Source organism: Novosphingobium aquimarinum (assembly GCF_009746585.1).
Classification (GTDB): Bacteria; Pseudomonadota; Alphaproteobacteria; order Sphingomonadales; family Sphingomonadaceae; genus Novosphingobium; species Novosphingobium aquimarinum.
Genome location: NZ_WRPO01000002.1, coordinates 147,153 through 166,713, shown reverse-complemented (window position 1 = coordinate 166,713; position 19,561 = coordinate 147,153). Strand labels below are relative to the sequence as shown.

At 65.6% G+C, this 19,561-nt stretch carries 20 protein-coding genes; 9 read left to right on the top strand and 11 right to left on the bottom strand.

Translation table 11 applies throughout. The features are described from left to right. Positions 1-373: 373 nt before the first annotated feature. Positions 374-1,069, top strand: a complete 696-nt coding sequence (gene ctrA / locus GQO94_RS02850; protein WP_156839641.1) for a response regulator transcription factor CtrA — start codon at positions 374-376, stop codon at positions 1,067-1,069. A 103-nt stretch (positions 1,070-1,172) separates the two neighbouring features. Here the strand turns inward: ctrA and GQO94_RS02845 are convergent, their stop codons facing one another. Both GQO94_RS02845 and GQO94_RS02840 read right to left on the bottom strand, forming a co-directional pair. Then, entirely contained in the window at positions 1,173-2,414 is a 1,242-nt protein-coding gene (locus tag GQO94_RS02845; protein WP_156839640.1) for a cation:proton antiporter, read from the bottom strand. A gap of 102 nt (positions 2,415-2,516) precedes the next feature. After that, on the bottom strand, positions 2,517-3,551 hold the full coding sequence (locus GQO94_RS02840) for a S66 peptidase family protein (protein WP_156839639.1): 1,035 nt from the start codon (positions 3,549-3,551) through the stop codon (positions 2,517-2,519). A gap of 95 nt (positions 3,552-3,646) precedes the next feature. Between GQO94_RS02840 and GQO94_RS02835 the strand changes: the two genes are divergently transcribed. Both GQO94_RS02835 and GQO94_RS02830 read left to right on the top strand, forming a co-directional pair. Then, complete coding sequence (locus GQO94_RS02835) at positions 3,647-4,525, top strand: LOG family protein (RefSeq protein ID WP_156839638.1); 879 nt, start codon at positions 3,647-3,649, stop codon at positions 4,523-4,525. Positions 4,526-4,534: 9 nt separating this feature from the next. After that, on the top strand, positions 4,535-5,053 hold the full coding sequence (locus GQO94_RS02830) for a GNAT family N-acetyltransferase (RefSeq protein WP_156839637.1): 519 nt from the start codon (positions 4,535-4,537) through the stop codon (positions 5,051-5,053). On the opposite strand, the gene thiD is transcribed toward GQO94_RS02830, so the two are convergent. From thiD to glmM, 3 genes are all read right to left on the bottom strand, one after another. Continuing rightward, the gene (gene thiD, locus GQO94_RS02825; protein WP_156839636.1) at positions 5,038-5,787 is read right to left on the bottom strand and encodes a bifunctional hydroxymethylpyrimidine kinase/phosphomethylpyrimidine kinase; all 750 of its coding nucleotides are present in this window, start codon (positions 5,785-5,787) and stop codon (positions 5,038-5,040) included. The two genes, GQO94_RS02830 and thiD, sit on opposite strands and share 16 nt — an antisense overlap. Positions 5,788-6,099: 312 nt before the next feature. Further along, positions 6,100-6,327, bottom strand: coding sequence for a DUF1272 domain-containing protein (locus GQO94_RS02820; RefSeq protein WP_156839635.1), 228 nt, complete (start codon positions 6,325-6,327; stop codon positions 6,100-6,102). A gap of 16 nt (positions 6,328-6,343) precedes the next feature. After that, positions 6,344-7,684, bottom strand: coding sequence for a phosphoglucosamine mutase (gene glmM, locus GQO94_RS02815; protein ID WP_156839634.1), 1,341 nt, complete (start codon positions 7,682-7,684; stop codon positions 6,344-6,346). Positions 7,685-7,769: 85 nt separating this feature from the next. On the opposite strand from glmM, the gene GQO94_RS02810 reads away from it, so the two are divergent. Beyond that, positions 7,770-9,041: a dicarboxylate/amino acid:cation symporter gene (locus tag GQO94_RS02810; protein ID WP_156839633.1), complete on the top strand. Its 1,272-nt coding sequence runs from the start codon at positions 7,770-7,772 to the stop codon at positions 9,039-9,041. Positions 9,042-9,164: 123 nt separating this feature from the next. Here the strand turns inward: GQO94_RS02810 and GQO94_RS02805 are convergent, their stop codons facing one another. From GQO94_RS02805 to GQO94_RS02790, 4 genes are all read right to left on the bottom strand, one after another. Next, positions 9,165-9,767: an EF-hand domain-containing protein gene (locus GQO94_RS02805; protein ID WP_156839632.1), complete on the bottom strand. Its 603-nt coding sequence runs from the start codon at positions 9,765-9,767 to the stop codon at positions 9,165-9,167. Between the two features lie 142 nt (positions 9,768-9,909). Beyond that, positions 9,910-11,310: a surface lipoprotein assembly modifier gene (locus GQO94_RS02800; RefSeq protein WP_156839631.1), complete on the bottom strand. Its 1,401-nt coding sequence runs from the start codon at positions 11,308-11,310 to the stop codon at positions 9,910-9,912. A 2-nt stretch (positions 11,311-11,312) separates the two neighbouring features. Then, positions 11,313-12,521 (bottom strand): transferrin-binding protein-like solute binding protein, encoded by a 1,209-nt coding sequence (locus tag GQO94_RS02795; RefSeq protein ID WP_156839630.1) that lies wholly within the window; start codon positions 12,519-12,521, stop codon positions 11,313-11,315. Positions 12,522-12,622: 101 nt separating this feature from the next. Beyond that, a complete protein-coding gene (locus GQO94_RS02790) occupies positions 12,623-13,231 on the bottom strand; it encodes an HNH endonuclease (RefSeq protein WP_156839629.1) in 609 nt (202 codons plus the stop codon). Positions 13,232-13,398: 167 nt separating this feature from the next. On the opposite strand from GQO94_RS02790, the gene gluQRS reads away from it, so the two are divergent. The 5 genes from gluQRS (at position 13,399) to GQO94_RS02765 (ending at position 16,425) form a co-directional block, all read left to right on the top strand. Further along, on the top strand, positions 13,399-14,235 hold the full coding sequence (gene gluQRS, locus GQO94_RS02785) for a tRNA glutamyl-Q(34) synthetase GluQRS (RefSeq protein ID WP_156839628.1): 837 nt from the start codon (positions 13,399-13,401) through the stop codon (positions 14,233-14,235). Positions 14,236-14,239: 4 nt separating this feature from the next. Beyond that, positions 14,240-14,470 (top strand): HIG1 domain-containing protein, encoded by a 231-nt coding sequence (locus tag GQO94_RS02780; protein WP_156839627.1) that lies wholly within the window; start codon positions 14,240-14,242, stop codon positions 14,468-14,470. 31 nt (positions 14,471-14,501) lie between these two features. Further along, positions 14,502-15,074: a cob(I)yrinic acid a,c-diamide adenosyltransferase gene (locus GQO94_RS02775; RefSeq protein ID WP_156839626.1), complete on the top strand. Its 573-nt coding sequence runs from the start codon at positions 14,502-14,504 to the stop codon at positions 15,072-15,074. An 87-nt stretch (positions 15,075-15,161) separates the two neighbouring features. Beyond that, positions 15,162-16,031, top strand: a complete 870-nt coding sequence (locus GQO94_RS02770) for a 3-hydroxyacyl-CoA dehydrogenase family protein (protein WP_156839625.1) — start codon at positions 15,162-15,164, stop codon at positions 16,029-16,031. A gap of 61 nt (positions 16,032-16,092) precedes the next feature. Further along, complete coding sequence (locus GQO94_RS02765) at positions 16,093-16,425, top strand: hypothetical protein (RefSeq protein WP_156839624.1); 333 nt, start codon at positions 16,093-16,095, stop codon at positions 16,423-16,425. Between the two features lie 12 nt (positions 16,426-16,437). Here the strand turns inward: GQO94_RS02765 and GQO94_RS02760 are convergent, their stop codons facing one another. Together GQO94_RS02760 and mutS are read right to left on the bottom strand one after the other, a co-directional pair. Further along, the gene (locus GQO94_RS02760; RefSeq protein WP_156839623.1) at positions 16,438-16,815 is read right to left on the bottom strand and encodes a hypothetical protein; all 378 of its coding nucleotides are present in this window, start codon (positions 16,813-16,815) and stop codon (positions 16,438-16,440) included. Positions 16,816-16,871: 56 nt separating this feature from the next. After that, positions 16,872-19,487 (bottom strand): DNA mismatch repair protein MutS, encoded by a 2,616-nt coding sequence (gene mutS / locus GQO94_RS02755; protein ID WP_198045773.1) that lies wholly within the window; start codon positions 19,485-19,487, stop codon positions 16,872-16,874. Positions 19,488-19,561: the final 74 nt, after the last annotated feature.

The window sequence follows — 19,561 nt, the reverse complement described above, 5'->3', positions numbered from 1 at the left end:
GGCAAGGAATTTCAATGTGGTTGACGAACCGGTCCCGAAGCGGGGCATAGCGGGTTGGGCATGTTAAGGATTAGACGCGATGTCATGCATCGCCGGAACCGCTCCAAATATCTGACGCACATCGGCTTTGGGTCATCTTTGCGCCGATTGTCGATGCTGGAAGACAACGCGCGCTTGTGTGAAAAAATGTGATGCAAACGGGCCACAGCTTCTAAGGGAAACTACTTGGAATCAAAGGCTAAACGAGCTTAGGATAAAATTAACCTTTAACCTTCATAGTTCGCATGGTTAATTCGAGGCAGTATCCAGTTCAGCCGGATAGCCGCAAAAAACGCGTGAACACCACACTAGGGCAATCAGGGGGATCTCCCGAATGCGAGTGCTACTGATCGAGGACGAGCCGACCACAGCACGGGCCATTGAGCTCATGCTTTCGGCTGAGGGCTTCAATGTCTACTCCACCGATCTGGGCGAAGAAGGCCTCGATCTGGGCAAGCTGTATGATTACGACATCATCCTGCTCGACCTGAACCTGCCCGACATGCACGGGTACGACGTGCTGAAGAAGCTGCGCGTGTCCAAGGTTCAAACGCCGGTGCTGATCCTCTCGGGTATTTCCGAAATGGATTCCAAGGTGCGCAGCTTCGGCTTCGGTGCCGATGACTACGTGACCAAGCCTTTCCATCGCGAGGAACTGGTCGCGCGCATCCACGCCGTGGTGCGCCGTTCCAAGGGACATTCGCAGTCGGTCATCAAGACCGGCAAGCTGCTGGTCAACCTCGATGCCAAGACGGTCGAGGTGGATGGAGCGCGGGTGCATCTGACCGGCAAGGAATATGCGATGCTCGAGCTGCTTTCGCTGCGCAAGGGCACCACGCTGACCAAGGAAATGTTCCTCAATCACCTTTACGGCGGGATGGACGAGCCCGAACTCAAGATCATCGACGTGTTCATCTGCAAGCTGCGCAAGAAGCTCAGCCATGCGTGCGGCGGCGCCAACTACATCGAAACCGTCTGGGGCCGCGGCTACGTGCTGCGCGATCCGGACGAGCAGGCCGAAGCCGCCTGATCCCCTTTCGCTTGCGGGAAATGCGAACGGCTCGTCTGCACAGGCGGGCCGTTTTCACGTTTGAGCCGGATGACCGTTTGGCCCGCGACCAGGGTGATGCAGGTCATTCTTCTTCGTGCGTCGCGGCCCAGACCACGCTTCCCGCGGTGAAGCCGTGGACGATCGTCGAAAGCACGATAGTGAAGACGACCGTGGCCCACAGGACGCCGGCCTCGGCGAAATGCTCCGTCCCGGCGGCGTAAGCCATGTAATAGACCGATCCGAGCCCCCTCACGCCGTAGAAACCGACGACGGCCCGCTGGCTGGTCGAATACTCGGTCCGAAAGAGCGAGAGGAACCCGAACAGGGGACGAATGACGAAGATCAGCGCAATCGCGATGAGGGCGTGCTGCCAATCGAGGTAAGGCAGCAGCGCAGGGATCGCACCGCCCAGAAACACCAGCAGGATCGCAGTCACCGCATGTTCCAGCGCCGCGGTAAAGCCATGCAACCGGCCGTGAAACTCGTGCTCGGATTCCGCTCTGCGCAAGAAGAAGCCCATGACGAACGCGGCGATGAAGCCATAGCCCTCGATCAGTTCACACGCGCCGTAAGTGAGCAAGAGGCCCGCCATCGCGACCACGCCCGAGGTCGTATCCGCTAGGGGATTGCTGCGCGGCACGCTGAATAGCAGTTTGCCCAAGAGCCAACCCGCGCCCGCTCCGACGGCGACGCCGACGACGATCTTGTAAATCAGGTAGAGGCCGAACCATTCGCCGAACCATTCGCCTGCGGCTCCCGCGGAGGCGATGAACAAAGCGAGATAGATGAACGGAAACGCCAGTCCGTCATTGAGGCCCGCCTCGGTGGTGAGCGCAAACCGCACCGGATGCTCTCCACCCTCGAGCGGCGGGCCAACTTGCACGTCGGCCGCGAGCACCGGATCGGTCGGCGCAAGCACTGCGGCCAGCAGCACCGCCGCGGCGAGGCCGAGGCCCGCGACCATCCCGGCGAGCGTGACCGCAAGCATGCACAAGGGCATGGCGATCACCAGCAGCCGAACGGTCGGCGTCCACAACCCCGCGCCAATGACGCGATCGATGCGCAGGCCCGTTCCGAACAGCGCCGCGATTACCGCGAACTCGGAGGTGATCTCCCAGAAACCGGGGCGCTCGAGGGGACTGAAGATCGGCGCCACGCCTGGGATCATCCCGAAGGTGATAACACCGCCGAGGATCAGCAGGGCGGATCCCGCCGGCTCTCGCCCTGAAAAGAACCGCGGCAGCCAGTAGCCCAGAACGATCACCAGACCGCAGGCGAGCATGAGATAGTGATACGGCGACAAGCCGAAAAACGCATCCTTCATCGCGGAGCAACGCGGCCGGGCCGCCGATGTGCCCGATCGTTATCGGATTTCGACCGCCCCGGCTGCCGTGCCCCTCGAATAGTGGTTGAAGCAGGCCGGTGTTCAGGCGACCGCCGGCTCCAACAGGCGGATCGAACCGGCATCCGCGTCGATCTCCGCCATCGCACCGACGGGAAGCGGGATCTGGCGCCCGACATGGCCGAACTGCGCGCCCTGAAAGGCGGGCACCCCGAGCTTCGCGAAGTGCTGGTCCATCACTTCGTAGACGGTGAAGTTGCCGTAGCCCGCATCCTGGTTCACGCAGTTACTGCATTGGCCGAAGACGACCCCGGCGACGTTGCCGAGAATTCCGGCCAGCGCGAGCTGCGTGAGCATCCGGTCGATGCGGTACTCCGATTCGTTGGTATCCTCGAGAAACAGGATCGCGCCGGTGAAGTCCGGCAGATACGGCGTTCCCGCCAGTGCCGAAAGCACGGTGAGATTGCCGCCGAGCAGCCGTCCGCGCGCGCTTCCGCCGTGAAAGCGACGCAACTGGCCGGCGGTGCGGCCGAGGCCCCCCGTCCTTTGCTCCGACACGGTCCAGGTCGGCGTTGCGCCGTCGAAAGCGACCGCGCGGAAATCGTTCCAGGCCGCCTCGGGCCACGACGAGGAGGCGTTGGGGCCATGAATGCCGATCACGCCGGTGCGCGCGGCGAAGGCGAGGTGCAGGGCAGTGTTGTCGCTGAAACCGACGTAGAGCTTGGGATGCCGCGCAATCTTGGCGAAATCGAGCAGCGGCAGCAGCCTTGCGCAGCCCCAGCCGCCGCGCACCGCCATCACCGCGCGCACCGCATCGTCCTCGAACATCGCCGTGAGCTCATGAGCCCGCACGGCATCGGTGCCGGCCAGGTAGCCCTCGCGCGCGGTCACGTGCGGCGCGACTTTGGGCACCAGGCCCATCGCGCGCACCGTGTCCTCGATCGCCTCGATGCCGAAGCGATCGGCGACGAAGCCTGCGGGCGCCACGAGCCCTAACGTATCGCCTTCGCGCAGCCGTGGCGGTTTCACCGCGTGCGGGTCTGCGCCGAGGCGCGGAGCAACGGCGATGGTGGCGAGGCCAGCGGCAAGGCCGCCGAGTAAAGTACGACGGGTAGGCATGGCAAAGCTTGCTAGCGGCAATGCGCGCGCCTCGCGAGCCCTGCCTGCCCGCTTTTGCACTCGACGCTGCGCGGCCGAAGCGCCAAGGAGCCAGAATGACCAAGACGACAGACGAAAAGAACATCAATCGCCGCCGCTTCTACAAGGCCGAGCAGGAAGCGAATTTCGCCGACAAGCAGGCAGGCACGTTGCAGACGACGCACCCGGCCTACCGGCTGGCATTCCGCGACACCGACTTCCTGCTGCGCGACGAGCTGCGGCCGGTGCGCTTCCAGCTCGAATTGCTCAAGCCCGAGATGCTGTTCGAGGAAGCCAACATCGGCTCGACCCTGGTGGTCTACGGATCGGCGCGCATCCCGGCGCCCGAGCAATGCGACGCGCTGCTGGAGGCGGCCACGACGCCCGAAGCCAAGGCCGTTGCCGAAAAGCTGGTGGCCAAGGCGAAGTATTACGACGAGGCGCGCAAGCTCGCGCGGCTCGCCAGCCAGTGCGCGATCGTCGAGGACGGCAAGCGGCACTTCGTGGTCTGCTCGGGCGGCGGACCGTCGATCATGGAAGCGGCCAATCGCGGCGCGGCCGACGTCGGCGCCGAGACTCTGGGGCTCAACATCGTCCTGCCGCACGAGCAGGCGCCCAACCCTTACGTGACGCCGCGGCTCTCATTCCAGTTCCACTACTTCGCGCTGCGCAAGATGCACTTCCTGCTGCGCGCACGCGCCGTGGCCGCGTTCCCGGGCGGGTTCGGCACGCTCGACGAACTGCTCGAACTGCTGACGCTGGTGCAGACCGGCAAGATGAAGCCGATCCCGATCCTGCTGTTCGGCCGCGAATACTGGAGCCGCGTCGTCAATTTCGAGGCGATGGCCGAGGAAGGCGTGATCAATCCGCAAGACCTCGATCTGTTCCGCTGGTGCGAAACCGCCGAGGAAGGCTGGGAGCACATTACCAAGTTCTACGATCTCGACTGCGCCTGAGGGCAGCCAGTGGCGCCGGTACGGATCCGCACCGAGCGATTGCTACTGCGCACGGCACAGGCTGACGATCTTGCCGGACTCCACCGCGTCCTTTCCGATCCGCGCGCGACGCGGTTCTGGTCGACCCCGCCGCACGAAACCCTCGCCGTCACGCGGCAATGGCTGGATGCCATGCTGTCGATCCCCGATGGAGAGGGCGAGGACTTCGTCGTCGAGGCCGAAGGCAGAGTCATCGGCAAGGCGGGGTTCTTCCGCTTTCCGGAGATCGGCTTCATGCTCCATCCCGATATGTGGGGCCGGGGGCTGATGCGCGAGGCTTTGGCGGCGGTGATTTCCCGCGCCTTCGAGGTTCACCAGTTGCCGTCCATCGAGGCCGATGTCGATCCGCGCAACGACCGCTGCCTTGCGCTTCTCGCGCGCCTGGGCTTTCGCGAAACGGGACGTGAGGCGCGCACCTGGCAAGTCGGCGACGAATGGTGTGATAGCGTCTACCTGGCGCTGGACGCGGGTGATCAGTGCACCGCCTGATGCCCCATCGGTCCATGGCCGGCACCGAAGCCCGGCGCGGCATCGAGCGCGGCGCGCACGAATTCGCGGGCAGCTGCAACCGCCTCCACCAGGTCGAGACCGCGACCGAGCCCAGTGGCGATCGCGCTCGATAACGTGCAGCCAGTGCCGTGCGAATGGCGCGTCCGGATGCGCGGCGCGCGCCAGACGACGGGCTCTCGACCGGGCCGTTCGAGCCGGTCCTCCACCACATCCCCGGTCGCGTCGCCGCCCTTGGCGAGGTAGGCGATGCCGCGCTCGCGCAGGGCTTCGTCGCCGCCCAGCGCCGCGAGTTCGGGCACGTTGGGCGTGGTCAGCGCGGCAAGCTGCATCAGGCGTTCGAAGGCGGTGATCGTCTCCGCGTCGGCCAGCACGGACCCGCTCGTTGCGACCATCACCGGATCGAACACCACCGGCACGGCGATGGCTTCCAGCCGGTCGGCGACGGCCTGCGCAATCGCGGCCGAGCCGAGCATGCCGATCTTCACCGCATCGACGCCGATGTCCGACACGCAGGCGTCGATTTGCTCGGCGACGAAGTCGGGCGACAGCACTTCCACGCCCGTCACGCCGGTCGAGTTCTGCGCCGTGATCGCGGTCAACGCGGTCATCGCATAGCCGCCCAGCATCGTGATCGTCTTGATGTCGGCCTGAATGCCGGCGCCGCCCGAGCTGTCGGAACCGGCGATCGAGAGGATGCGGGGGGGCTTGGTCATGCGGGAGGTGTTAGGGGCTTGCTGGCGGGTCGGGCAAGCATCCTTCGACAAGCTCAGGATGAGCGGGACTCGTGGGAAAACTGGTCACATCGACCGGAAATCGACCGCATTAGGGCTGTCACAACCTTCAGGACCGTCATGCTGAACTTGTTTCAGCTTCCATCGTGCCTCCCAGACGGACGGCGCGCGGAGAGAAATGGATCCTGAAACGAGTTCAGGATGACGAGTGGAAAGGACACGGATCAGGCGCTCTAACTCTATCGCACCCTCTCTCCCGCTCACCCTGAGCCTGTCGAAGGGCGAGCGTCGCGGCTACGCCCGATACCGGCGTTCGTCCGATGGCGGATGCTTCGCGTGATGCCGTTCGGCGCGAGTCGGGCGGTCGACGAGTTCGCCGCCGCAATTGGGGCAACGATCGTCGAGCGTTTCGGCGCACTCGGCGCAAAAAGTGCATTCGAAGCTGCAGATGAACGCGCCGGGCGCTTCGGCGGGCAAGTCCACGCCGCAGCGCTCGCAGTCCGGACGCATTTGCAAAGTCATCAGCAGGGACGCGCGATCATGCCGCCGCGCGGGCGACCGCGCCGCAAATGTTGGCGACCGCTTCCTCGATGAGCGATGCATCGTCGCCTTCGGCCATCACGCGGATCACCGGCTCGGTCCCGGACGGGCGGATCACGAGCCGGCCCTTGCCGTCGAGCGCGGCTTCGGCATCGGCGATGGCGGATTTGACGCCATTGTCCTCCAAAGGCTTGCCCTTGGCGAAACGCACGTTGCGCAGCAGCTGCGGCAGCGGATCGAACACGTGGAGCAGTTCGCTCGCGCGCTTGCCCGATTGCACCAGTGCCGCCAGCACTTGCAGCGCGGCGATCGTACCGTCGCCGGTGGTGGCATGGTCGAGCAGGATCATGTGGCCCGATTGCTCGCCGCCGACGTTGTAGCCGCCCTTGCGCATCGCTTCGAGCACGTGGCGATCGCCGACTGCGGTGCGCACCAGATTGAGGCCCTCTCCGGCGAGGAACCTTTCGAGGCCGAGATTGGACATGACCGTGGCGACGACGCCACCCCCGGTCAGGCGCCCGCTGGCAGCCCACTGGCTCCCGATCAGCGCCATGATCTGGTCGCCATCGACCACGCGGCCCTTCTCGTCGACCACGATCAGCCGGTCCGCATCTCCATCCAGCGCGATGCCGATGTCGGCGCCCTCGGCGACGACCGCCTCGGTAAGGCTCTCGACATGCGTCGAACCGCAGGCCTCGTTGATGTTCTTGCCGTTGGGATTGACGCCCAGCGCGACGATTTCGGCGCCCAGTTCCCACAAGGCGGAGGGCGCGACCTGGTAGGCAGCGCCGTTCGCGCAGTCGATCGCGATCTTGAGTCCGTCGAGCCGGACCTGATTGCCGAGCGATTGCTTGACCGCGTGGATGTAGCGCCCGCGCGCATCGTCGATCCGGCGCGCGCGACCGATTTCTTCGGAGGAGGCAAGGTCCAGGTCCTGCCCCAGCATCGCCTCGATCGCCAGTTCGTCGTCGTCCGACAGCTTGAAGCCGTCCGGCCCGAACAGCTTGATGCCGTTGTCCTCGTAAGGGTTGTGGCTCGCCGAAATCATCACGCCGACATCGGCGCGCAGTTCCTGCGTGAGTAGCGCGACCGCGGGGGTGGGCATCGGACCCAGCAGGACCACATCCATCCCGACCGAAGTGAAGCCCGCCACCATGGCATTCTCGAGCATGTAGCCCGAGAGCCGCGTGTCCTTGCCGATCACCACGCGGTGGCGATGGTCGCCGCGCAGAAAGCGCGTGCCGGCCGCCTGGCCGACTTTCATCGCGATGGCGGCAGTCATCACGCCCGCGTTGGTGCGACCGCGGATCCCGTCGGTGCCGAAGAATTGCTTGCCCATGAACCATCCATACGAGCCAGTTGTCTATAAATTGCTATGTCGCGGCAGACTGATAAAGTCACGCCCGCATGAGCCATTTCCCAGGATGAACGACGCTACGGGCCCATCCCGCATCCCCGAAATCAGGGTTCCCGGCTGGCTGACGCTGGGCGGTCTCATAGCCGGGCTCACGCTGGGCCTGCTGACGGGCGATGGCCGCGCCATGGCGCCGCTGCTGGAGATCGCCGGGACGGTCGGCACGCTGTGGCTGCAGGCGCTCAAGATGACGATCCTGCCGCTCGTCTGCGGCCTGCTGTTCACCGGTATCGCCGATACCGCCATGGCGGCTCGCGCCGGCGCGCTGGCACGGCGCACGCTGGGCGCGATCGTTGGTCTGCTGGCGCTGAGTACGCTTGCCGGTGCGTTGCTGATGCCGCTGTGGTTGCGCCTGTCACCGGTGCCGGCAGGGATCGCCATCGAGGGGAGCGCGACACCAGAAAGCGCGGTGCCGACGCTGGGAGACTTCTTCCTCTCGCTCATCCCGAGCAACGTGATGACGGCGGCTGCCGAGGATAGCTTGCTGCCGGTCATCATTTTCATCGCCTTGTTCGCGGCGGCGACCACGCGGCTGTCCGACAGGCATCGGATCGCGCTGACGACGTTGTTCGAGGCTCTGATGGCGGCGATGCTGGTGTTGGTCGGCTGGGTGCTCAAGCTCGCGCCGATCGGCGTCTTCGCGCTGGGTCTGACGCTCGCGGCGTCGAGCGGGGCTTCAGCGCTGGGCGCGCTGGCGCATTACATCGCGCTGGTCTCGTCGGTGGGGCTGGTCATGCTGGTGCTGGCATATCCGCTGGCGCTGTTCGTCGGCCGCCGATCGCTCGGCGCGTTCGCCCGCGCGGTGTTCCCGGCGCAAGTCTTCGCGCTTTCAACGCAGTCCTCGCTCGCCAGCCTGCCGACCATGCTGTCGTCCTGCAGCGCCTTGCGGGTAACGGCGGCCACCGCGGAATTCGTGCTGCCGCTCGCGGTCACGCTGTTCCGCGCGACCAGTCCGGGGATGAACGTGGCAGTGTGCATCTACGCCGCACACCTGGCGGGCGTCGAGCTCACTCCGGCGGCGATCGCGGCCGGTGCGCTGGTCGCCTTCATCACCACGTTCGGCACGGTGTCGCTGCCTGGCACCTTGAGCTTCATCGCGTCGACCGCCCCGATCGCGGCGGCGATGGGCGCGCCGCTGTGGCCGCTCGGCGTGCTGGTGGCGGTAGAGATGCTGCCCGACATGATGCGCACCGTCGCCAACGTGACGATGGATGTCGCGCTGGCGACGAGCGTCGATGCGCAGGATGTCGCGAGCGACGGCGAGGGGATGGCGCCGGAATGACGAAGGCCCCCGCGCGGGGCTGAGGCCTTCTCGTTCAAACTGCAAGTTGCCCAAGGTGCAGGGGATAGGCCCTGGCAAGACCGCCCGACCGGACAGGCCGGGACGGTCTTTGGCGATGCGAGCTTAGGGCGTGCGCGCGCTGGCCCGGGCCTGATCGAATTCGCTCGGCGACAGAAAGGTGTCGCCATCGTCGTCGAAGTAGAAGAACGTCGTTCCGGCTTCGTTGATCTGCTCCGGCGAAAGGTACGGGCGCTTCTGATCGTTCGCCTTGGGATCGGTCGGATCGACGCGGGCCGCCCAGATCGCGTATTCGGCGACCGAGAGCTTGCCGTCGTTATTGCGATCGAGATAAGTGAAATCCATCTGGCTGCGCGGCATCGGAGCGCCGCCGCTTCCCGCGTTGGAATTCATCGCGTCGGGCGTTGCGGTTGCATCTGCGTTCGAGGGATCCGATGTCCCCATTCCCGAATTCATCTGTGGGTTCTCGGCAGGCGTCGCCGCCACCAGGATCGTCCCGTATTCTTCCGCCACGGCATCGCGGTCCATCGCATCGAAATTGGCTTGCTGCTGCGCGTTCAGCGGCTGCCCCACCGGATAGGCATCATCGGCGATGACGGCGACCCCGGGTTCGGTTTGGGTTTCCTGTACCGGCACTTCTTCCGTGTTGTCGCAACCAGACAAACTCAAAGCGACAGCGATCAATGGTACTGCGACTAGATGTTTCAAAGCGTACTCCTGTGTGTTTGTTCGTCAAAGCTTACTGACTATTCAACACACGGATTCGATGTTTGTTCACTATAAATTTGGATCGGGATTGATACCCAACCTGCGGCACATCGTGCGACATTCAAAGGCCGATGCCAAGCCGTCAGAAGAACCTTGCCAGCTTGAACTGGATGCGGTGGCGGGAGCTCTGATACAGCGCATAGTTGGAATCGACGCGGATGTACTGGTACTCGGCCGAGGGTGAGAAACCCGCGACGCGTACGTTGCGCAGGCCTGCGTAAGCCCGGCCCTGGAGTCGCCAGTCCTCGCGGCGATCGAACGAGAAGAAGACTTGCGGTTCGTCATATCGCGACCATGTCGCACCGCCGGATAGTCCCGCGTTGATGCCGAACGGCAGTTCGCCGCCGATCCCGCCGCTGACCCCCAGCGTGGTGTTCGAATAAGCCTCGACCGTATCGAATTCGCGCCGACCGATGAGGCTGGCCGAAACGATCGCGGAGCGCTCGACCACTTGTTCGTACGTCAGGTTGGCGGCGACTTGCCAGCCATCGAACCCTGAGTTGATCTCCGAAACATTGTGCCGCCCGTCGAGCTGCAGAGCGACGCGCTTGTCGCGGCCGATCTCCTGCTGGAGGGTGGCGCGCGCACCGAATTGGCGCGCCGCGGTGTCGCCGCCGTACCAGCGATTGAGCGCGATCGCCTGCACGGTCAGCGTCCGGCCTTCGTCGAGCCGCAGTTCGGGGCCGCCCGCGACTTGCATGGTGTAGTCGTCGAGATTGCTGCCCTCGTAGTTCACCATGGAAAGATTGGTGTCGAACACCAGCGACATCGCCTCGGCGGTGGGCAGGCGCAGACTGGCGTAGCCACTCGCGGTCACGCCGACGCCCGAACGCTCGCGCGCCGCATCATCGAGCTCGAGCGGCAGGCGGGTCGAGCCGAAGTTGACGTCGATCGTTTCGGCGGCGGTGGCCGAATTGATATTGCTGTCGGGCGCAAAGCCGAAGTCGAACCCGAAGCGGAACCGGCGATTGGAGCGGATCACGTTGCGCGCATCGCCGATGACGCGGGCGATGTCCTCGGGCAGGCTCTCGTCCTCGGCGGCGAGCCGCAAGTGGTATTCGGCGCCGTCGTAGTTGCGCAGGGCGAGCAGCGCGCGCGCCAGTTCGAGCCGGACGCGGGTCTGTTCGGGGTGCGCCTGGAGGATCGCGCGGAATTGCCCGGCCGCCGCTTTCGCATCGCCTTCGCCGAGCAGGATCAGGCCTTCGAGGAAGCCATGAGGGATCTCCATGCCCGGCGCACTGCGCAGCGCGGCGACCAGGGGACGGGCCTCGTCGTATTTATGCGCGAGCACCAGTTTCTCGGCCAGTGCGAGCATCTGCCCCGGCGCGAGCCGGAAAGTGCATTGTCCGGCCGAGCAATCGGCGCGCGAGAGCCCGGCGGCCCCTTCGGCCACCGGAGCGTCCCCGGCGTGGGCGGAAGGCGCAAGGGCCGCAGCGCCCGCCGCCGCGCAGGCGATGGCGAGGCGCTGCATCGCGATAGCCATGATTATTTGCCGATGAAGGCGCCGAGAATGTCGATCCGCTCGTCCGGCGTGCCGCCGACGATGCGGAACCCACCGCCCACTTCTTCCGCCGCCGGGCCGTAGAAGGCGCCGTCGAGGCTGGAGCCGGCAATGTTGACGTCATAGCGGGACCCGTCGGGATTGACGAAGCCGGCCTGCGAGAATTCGCCACGGAACCCGCCGAAGTTGGCGAGGTTGATCGTGCCCGCGCCGGTGGCCGAGAACGTCGCGCCCTGGGCCAGGACGCCTTCGCCGGTGAAGCCGCTGACCCCGTCGTCTTGCGTGGCGAAGGCGCGACCGCTCAGATCGAGACCGATCGTGCCGGCGGCGAAGTTCACCGCGAGGTTTGCGCTGCCTTCCACCCACTGGAAATAGCTGGGGTAAATGTCGGAGCCGACCTGGCTCTGGCCATCGAGCGTCGGGTTGAAGATCATCGATGCGATCATCGAGCCCTGGTAGCTCGCGCTGCCGGTCTTCGGCACCGCGGCGGTATTGGTCAATTCGCCGTAAGCAAAGGCGCCACGCTGCAAGGTGAAATCGACGACATCGAAATTGACCTCTTCCCCTGCAGCGTTCGTCGCGGAATCTTCCGACCAGGAAATCTGGTTGCTGACGAAGCCCGCATAAGTGACGTATTGGGTTTCGCTTCCGGGCTTCAGCATGAACATCGTCGTGATGTCGAGTGACTCGTCGGTTTGGCCGACAGGCGGTGTCTCCGCGCCACCCTTGGACGCATCGCCGGTACCGCTTTCGAGGAACTGGACATTGGGATTCTGGAAACGTGCGTTGCCGAACTGGGGTTCGTTAGCGCCGCCAAAGTCCACCCGGTGTGCCGGGTCTTGAAAGCGACCATCGAACGACGCGCCAGATAGCGCGTCGACAACCTTGAGAGTGTAGATCGCGTCGCGCGGATCATAGGAGATCGAAATATCGGAATCGCGCACGGTCGAGGCATTGCCCTGATAGAGCTGGCCAGTTTGGCCATTGTTATCGCTGCGATCTTCGACCCGGTATTGAAAGGTGTGCGTGCCGCCGATCGCCTTGTAGGTCTTGGCTTCGGTTGGATCGACGAACGAGCCTTCCTTACCGCCGACAACCGGGGGCGGAGCACTGACGACATCGGGACCGGCGCCACTGCCACCTCCACAAGCACCCAGAAGAAGCGTCGTGGTCAGCAAGAGATATTTGCGCATTGGATAAAGCCCCCGATCCGAATTGGCGGAGCGAGACCTAGAGGAACGCGGTTAACACCGAGTAAAATCTCTTAACGACGAACGCCGTATAGCGCGATTATTCAAGCTTCGAGTGCGACGTCCCAGTAAAGCCAGTCGCGCCAGGTCTCATGCAGGAAGTTTGGCGGGAACGCGCGGCCCCGTTCCTGCAATTGCCAGCTCGTCGGCCGGATCGGATGGACGATCGGCGGCATCTTCGCCTGCTTGGGGGTACGCCCGCCCTTGCGCATGTTGCACGGCGCGCAGGCGGTCAGGATGTTTTCCCAGCTGGTCCGGCCCCCGAGACGGCGCGGCACGACATGGTCGAAGGTCAGGTTCTGCGGGCTGCCGCAGTACTGGCAGCTGAACCTGTCGCGCAGGAACACGTTGAAGCGGGTGAACGCGGGAAACTCGGAAGGGCGGACATATTGCCTGAGCGCGATCACCGAGGGGATCTGCATCGTCCAGCTCGGGCTGTGCACCGCGCGCGCATAGCTTTCGAGAATGTCGACGCGTTCTAGCACCACCGCCTTGATCGCGGTCTGCCAGGGCCACAGGCTCAGCGGGTAATAGGAGAGCGGCGTGTAGTCCGCATTGAGAACGAGGGCAGGACAATCGGCGAGATTTCTGGAGGGATCCTCCGAGGCGCTACGGAAACGGGCCGCGCGCTCTATCAGCTCCGACTTGAGCATGGCCTCCTGTGGCAAATCTCGATTGCGGTTTGATGGCAGCGCATGGCGATAAATCAGCACTTGCACGGGATAACGTCAAGACGGGTCCACAGGCGCAATCCACAGCGCGGGCGCGGGGCAGCCCATGACGCTTTCCGGAACGGGTGGAGCACCCTATTTGCAAGCCGATGATCGTCACGCGCTTCGCGCCCAGCCCCAATGGACCGCTGCATCTCGGCCATGCCTATGCGGCAATCGTCGCGCATGATCTCGCTCGGGCGCGGGGCGGCGAAGCGCTGCTGCGGATCGAGGACATCGACGGCGGACGCAGTCGCCCCGAATGGATCGCGGAGCACGTGGCGGATCTGGCCTGGCTGGGACTGGAATGGGATCGCGCGCCGGTCCGGCAGTCGCAGCGGCTCGAAAGCTACCGCGCCGCCGGCGAAAGCTTGAAGCGGCTGGGCCTGCTTTACCCGTGCCGCTGCACCCGCGCCGAGATCACGGCCGCAGCGACCCGCACCGGACCCGACGGCCCGGTCTACCCCGGCACCTGCCGCGGCCGTTCTGTCGATCCAGAAGGCGCGGCTTGGCGGCTCGATGTTGCCGCCGCGCTCGCACGGACCGGTCCGCTCGAGTGGACCGACGAACGCGCGGGCACCCAACGGGCCGATCCGGCGCGCTTCGGTGATGTCGTGCTGCTCCGGAAGGATCTGCCGGCGAGCTACCACCTCGCCGCAACGCTCGACGACGCGACCGACGGCGTGACGCTGGTGACGCGCGGGATGGACCTGTTCGCGGCCAGCCATCTGCACCGGCTGCTGCAGGCTCTGCTCGGCCTTCCGGTGCCGGTCTGGCATCATCATCCGCTGCTGGTCGAGCCCGACGGCCGCAAACTCGCCAAGCGGCGCGGGTCGCCTTCGCTCGCCGATCGGCGCCGCGCGGGCGAGGATGGCATCGCGCTGGCCGGTGCCCTCAGGGACGGGGTGCTCCCCGCTGGCATTTCGCTGTCATCACGCCTACATTAGGCCCATGACCTATGTACTCGTCCCGCTCATAATCATCTTCATGGTGATGGTCGTCGTCAGCCTGGTGCGCGGGATCGCCGCGTTCCTCAAAAGCACGCGCGAGGATTTGGAGCGTGATTCCGGGCAAGGCGCGACCGAGATGCAGATGATGCAGAACAAGATGATGTTCGCGCGAATCAAGTATCAGGCGGCCGCGGTCGTGGTGGTTGCGCTGCTCATGGCGATGGCGAAGTAGCCGCGCGCCAGCCGGTACGGTCGACACTTCCTTGGTTCGCCTCAACAAGATCTACACCCGCACCGGGGACGACGGGACGACCGGGCTGGTCGACGGCTCGCGCGTACCGAAGCACGCCGCGCGCATGGAAGCGATCGGCGCGGTCGACGAGGCAAACAGTGCGATCGGCCTGGTGCTGGTCGTGGTCTCCTACGGCGAGCCGCTCGGCCGTGACCTGCATCGCATTCAGAACGATCTGTTCGATCTTGGAGCCGATCTGGCGACGCCCGGCGATGACTTCACTCCGTCCGAGATGGTCTTGCGGATCGTCGATGCGCAAGTCGAATGGGTCGAGGGAGCGATCGACACGCTGAACGAGCACCTCGCCCCGCTCACCAGCTTCATCCTGCCCGGCGGCAGCGAAGTTTCGGCCCGGCTGCACATTGCGCGCGCTGCCACTCGCCGCGCCGAGCGCTCGGTCGCCGCGCTGGCGGCAGTGGACAGCGTCAATCCGGCGGCACTCGCTTACATCAATCGCCTGAGCGACTTTCTGTTCGTCGCGGCTCGCGCTGCCAATCACGATGCCGGCGGCGATGTGCTATGGGTTCCGGGCGCAAATCGCTGATTGCCTCGGCAAGGCAAAAACATCAGGTTTTCTCCATCGCATCGACGCGCTAGGCAGCGCGCGATTGGCTATTGAGGGAGACCACGTGTGAAGACAGTCGCGATCATCGGTTCGGGTATCATGGGTTCGGGCATCGCCCAGACCGTCGCCGGCAAGGGCATCGACGTTCTGCTTTCCGACATCGAGCTCGCGATCGCCGAGAAGGGCAAGGCCGGCATCGAGAAGGGCCTCGGCAAGCTCGTCGCCAAAGGCAAGATCGAACAGGCCGATGCCGACGCGACGCTGGCGCGGATCACGCCGGTCGGCGACTATGCGCGCTTCGGCGAGGCCGATCTCGTGATCGAGGCGGCGACCGAGCGCGAGGACATCAAGCTCCAGATCTTCAAGAAGGCCGGCGAAGTGCTGGCGCCGAATGCGATCATGGCGTCGAACACCAGCTCGATCCCGATCACGCGGATGGCGGCGAGCTCGCCCGATCCGACGCGGTTCTGCGGCCTGCATTTCTTCAACCCGGTGCCCGTCATGGGCCTGGTCGAAGTCATTCCCGGTCTAGCGACTTCGCAGGATACGATAGACCGGATGAAGGCTTTCGGTGAGACGCTAGGCAAGACCGTCGTACTCGCCGGCGACGCGCCGGGCTTCGTCGTCAACCGCATCCTGTGCCCGATGCTCAACGAGGCGATCTTCGTGCTGGGCGAGGGGCTGGCCTCGGTGGAGGACATCGATGCGGGGTGCCGCGTCGGCCTCAATCACCCGATGGGTCCGCTCACTCTGTGCGATTTTGTCGGCCTCGATACGCTATACGAGGTCATGAAGGTGTTCCATTCGACCACTGGCGATCCCAAGTACCGCCCGGCGCCGCTGCTCCAGAAATACGTCGAGGCGGGCTGGTATGGGCGCAAATCGGGCAAGGGCTTCTACGACTACTCCGGCGAAAAGCCCGTTCCGACCCGCTGATCGGACGTTCGGCGGAACCTGCTCCCGCGCCCGGCCGTTGTGTCGGGCAAAGGAGATCATCATGACCGAACGCAAACCCGATCCCGCACGCGACGGATTCACCCCGGATACGAAAAATACCGAGCAAGTCGACGTCGACACGCAAGCACAGACCGTGGCCGATCAGGCGCGTGCCGCGTCGACTTCGACGATGTCGCTGGAGGAAAGCACCAAAGAGAACGGCGGCATCGAAGATGTCGACACGCAGGATCTCGTCGATCACATGAACCAGATGGAGCGCAGCGGCACGATCGACATGTCGGCGTTCCGAGGCGAAGACAGCCACGACGATCTCGAGAGCCGTCACGGCCGCGCGGGCGCTCCCGATCCGGAAGTGTCCGGCGACGATAGCTGATCGATCGGCGCTTTAGTCTCCGAAGCCCGCGCCTGGCTCGATCATGGGTTCAGGCGTGAGGCCTTCGGGGACGAGCATCGGCTCGGGCGGCACGTCGGCTGAAGGATCGACGCCGGTGGCGTCATCGACCAGCGTTTCTTCCAGGCCCTCGTAATGCTCTTCGGCCGCAGCTTCGTCCGCCATCGGCATGGCGACTGGCGCCGCTTTGCGGGCTTCGCGCGGAGACGGAGAAAGCGCCTGGGCCGTAGCGATTTCTCGCGGCGCCGATTGAAGGCCTTGCGTGACCAGTCCGCCGCGATCCTCGGTACCGACCGCCAGCAGGGCTGCGATCAGCACCACGACCATCAGCACGAGTGCCGCAAGGATGCGAAGGCCTGGTTTAGCAAGCATGGCCTTCGACTTGTAAGTGCTCGTGGTTAACCGAGTCTCACCGGGCCGGGCGGCCTCTACGCGCCCTGACTTGCTTCGCGTTTCAGCTCGTACAGCAACTCCAGCGCCTCGCGCGGGCTGAGCGCATCGACATCGATCGTATCGAATTTGTCGCGCAAGGTGTCGCAATGCTCCTCGCGCGCACCCGCGGCCGCGGCGAACAGCGGCAAGTCGCCCAATCCGGCCGCGAGCCCGCCCGTTTCCGCCCGCCCCTTTTCGAGCTTCTGCAGCACCGCCTTGGCGCGCGCGATCACGGGCGCGGGAACGCCCGCGAGACGCGCGACGGCGAGGCCATAGCTACGATCCGCCGGACCGGTCGCGAGTTCGTGGAGCAGCACCAGCTCGCCTTTCCACTCGCGCGCGCGGACGTGATGCAGAGACAGCGCGTCGCAAGTCTCGGCCAGTCGCGCGAGCTCGTGGTAATGCGTCGCGAACAGGCAGCGGCAGCGATTGCTCTCGTGCACCGCTTCGGCGACCGCCCAGGCCAGCGCCAGGCCATCGTACGTCGACGTGCCGCGTCCGACTTCGTCGAGAATCACGAAGCTGCGTTCGCTGGCTTGTGCGAGGATCGCGGCGGTTTCGACCATCTCGACCATGAAAGTAGACCGCCCCCGCGCCAGGTTGTCCGATGCGCCGACGCGGCTGAACAAGCGGTCCACCAGCCCGATCGTCGCGGTCTTGGCGGGGACGAAGCCGCCCGCCTGCGCGAGGATCACGATCAGCGCGTTCTGCCGCAGAAAGGTCGACTTGCCGCCCATGTTCGGGCCGCCGATCAGCCATAGGCGATCGCTTTCGTCAAGCCGGCAATCGTTGGCGACGAAGCGCTCGCCTCCCGCCGCCAAGGCAGCTTCTACCACTGGATGCCGACCGCTCTCGATCTCGAGGCAGGCAGCGTCGCTGATCGTCGGGCGACACCAGCCGCCCTCCGCCGCGCGTTCTGCCTGCCCGGCGCAGACGTCGAGCCGTGCCAGGGCCGCGGCCGTCCCGGCTATGCTTTCGCGCGCGGCCACGACCATTTTTACCAGCTCGGCGAAATGGCCTTCTTCCGCCGTCAGCGCATGCGCGCCGGCCTCGGTGATCCGGCTGGCTTCATCGTGCAGTTCGAGCGCGTTGAACCGCATCGCGCCGGCCATCGTCTGACGGTGCGTGAAGCCGCTGTCGGCCTCCATCAGTGTATCGGCATGGCGCTGCGGCACTTCCACGAAGTAGCCGAGGACATTGTTGTGCTTGATCTTGAGCGCGGCGATGCCGGTCTGCTCGCGGTAGCGCGCCTCGAGCGCGGCGATCGCGCGCCGCGCGTTGCCGGCGGTCCGGCGCAGTTCGTCGAGCGTGGCATCGAAGCCCTCGGCGATGAAGCCACCCTGCGTGCGCTCGGTTGGCGGCGACGGCACCAGCGCGCGCGACAAATGATCGACCAACGCGCCGTGTCCCGCCAGCGCTGGACGCAGCGTCGCGGCAAGATCGGGCAAGTCGCGGTCGGCCAGGCGCTCGTGCAGCGCGCGGGCCCCGCCCAGGCCATCGCGCAATTGGCCAAGGTCGCGCGGGCTGCCACGACCCGCGACGAGGCGGCCCAGCGCGCGCCCGATATCCGGCAAGGCGCGCAAGGCGGCGCGCAGCTCGTCGCGGAGCAGCGCATCCTCATGCAGCCACGAAACGGCACCCAGCCTTGCGGCGATGGCGCTGGCATCGGTGAGGGGGGCGGACAGATCCTCCGCCAGCTGGCGCGCGCCTGCACCGGTCACGCAGCGGTCGATCGCATCGAGCAGGCTGCCCTTGCGACCGCCCCCTGCCGCTTCGAGAATCTCGAGGCTGGTCCGCGTGGCCTCGTCCATCGCCAGCACCGCGCCGCCTTCGCGCGGGCGTGGCGGCAACAGCAGCGGCAGAGCGCCGCGCCCGACATGCTCGAGATAGGCGATAAGCCCGCCCGCCGCCGCCAGCATCGCGCGCGAGAAGGCGCCGAAGCCATCGAGTGTCGCGACGCCATGCACGCTGCGCAGCCGCGCGTCGCCGCTTTCGCTGGCGAAGTCGCGCGCGGGCCGCGCGATCGCATCGGCGGGAGCGTCGTCCCAGCTTTCAGGCGCGACCACCTCGCTGGCCCCGAGCCGCGCGAGCGCCGCGCCCAGCGCTTCGGGTGCGCACTCCTCTACGTCCATGCGCCCGGTGGAGATGTCGCAAGCCGCCACCCCGCACGTCCCGCGCAGCTCGCAGACGGCGGCAAGCACGTTGGCGCGGCGCGGTTCGAGCAGCGCGTCTTCGGTGAGCGTGCCCGCGGTGACGAAGCGCACGATGTCGCGCGCCACCAGTGATTTGGAGGCCCGGCCTTCGCGGCGCGCGCGTTCCTTGGCTTGTGCAGGTGTTTCGGTTTGCTCGGCGATGGCGACGCGGCAGCCGGCGCGGATCAGCCGGGCGAGGTAGCTTTCGGCGGAATGCACCGGCACGCCGCACATCGGGATCGGCGCACCGTCGTGCTCGCCGCGCGTGGTCAGCGCGATGTCGAGGATCGCGGCGGCGCGCTTGGCATCTTCGAAGAACAGCTCGAAGAAGTCGCCCATCCGGTAAAACAGCAGGCAATCGCCCGCTTCCTCGCGCAATGCGAGATACTGGGCCATCATCGGGGTCGCGCCGCCTGCCATCACGAGACCCTAGAGCAAGCGCGCATCGATTCGGAAAGCGCCACGCCCGAAGCTTTCCCCTATTCAGTCCAGTT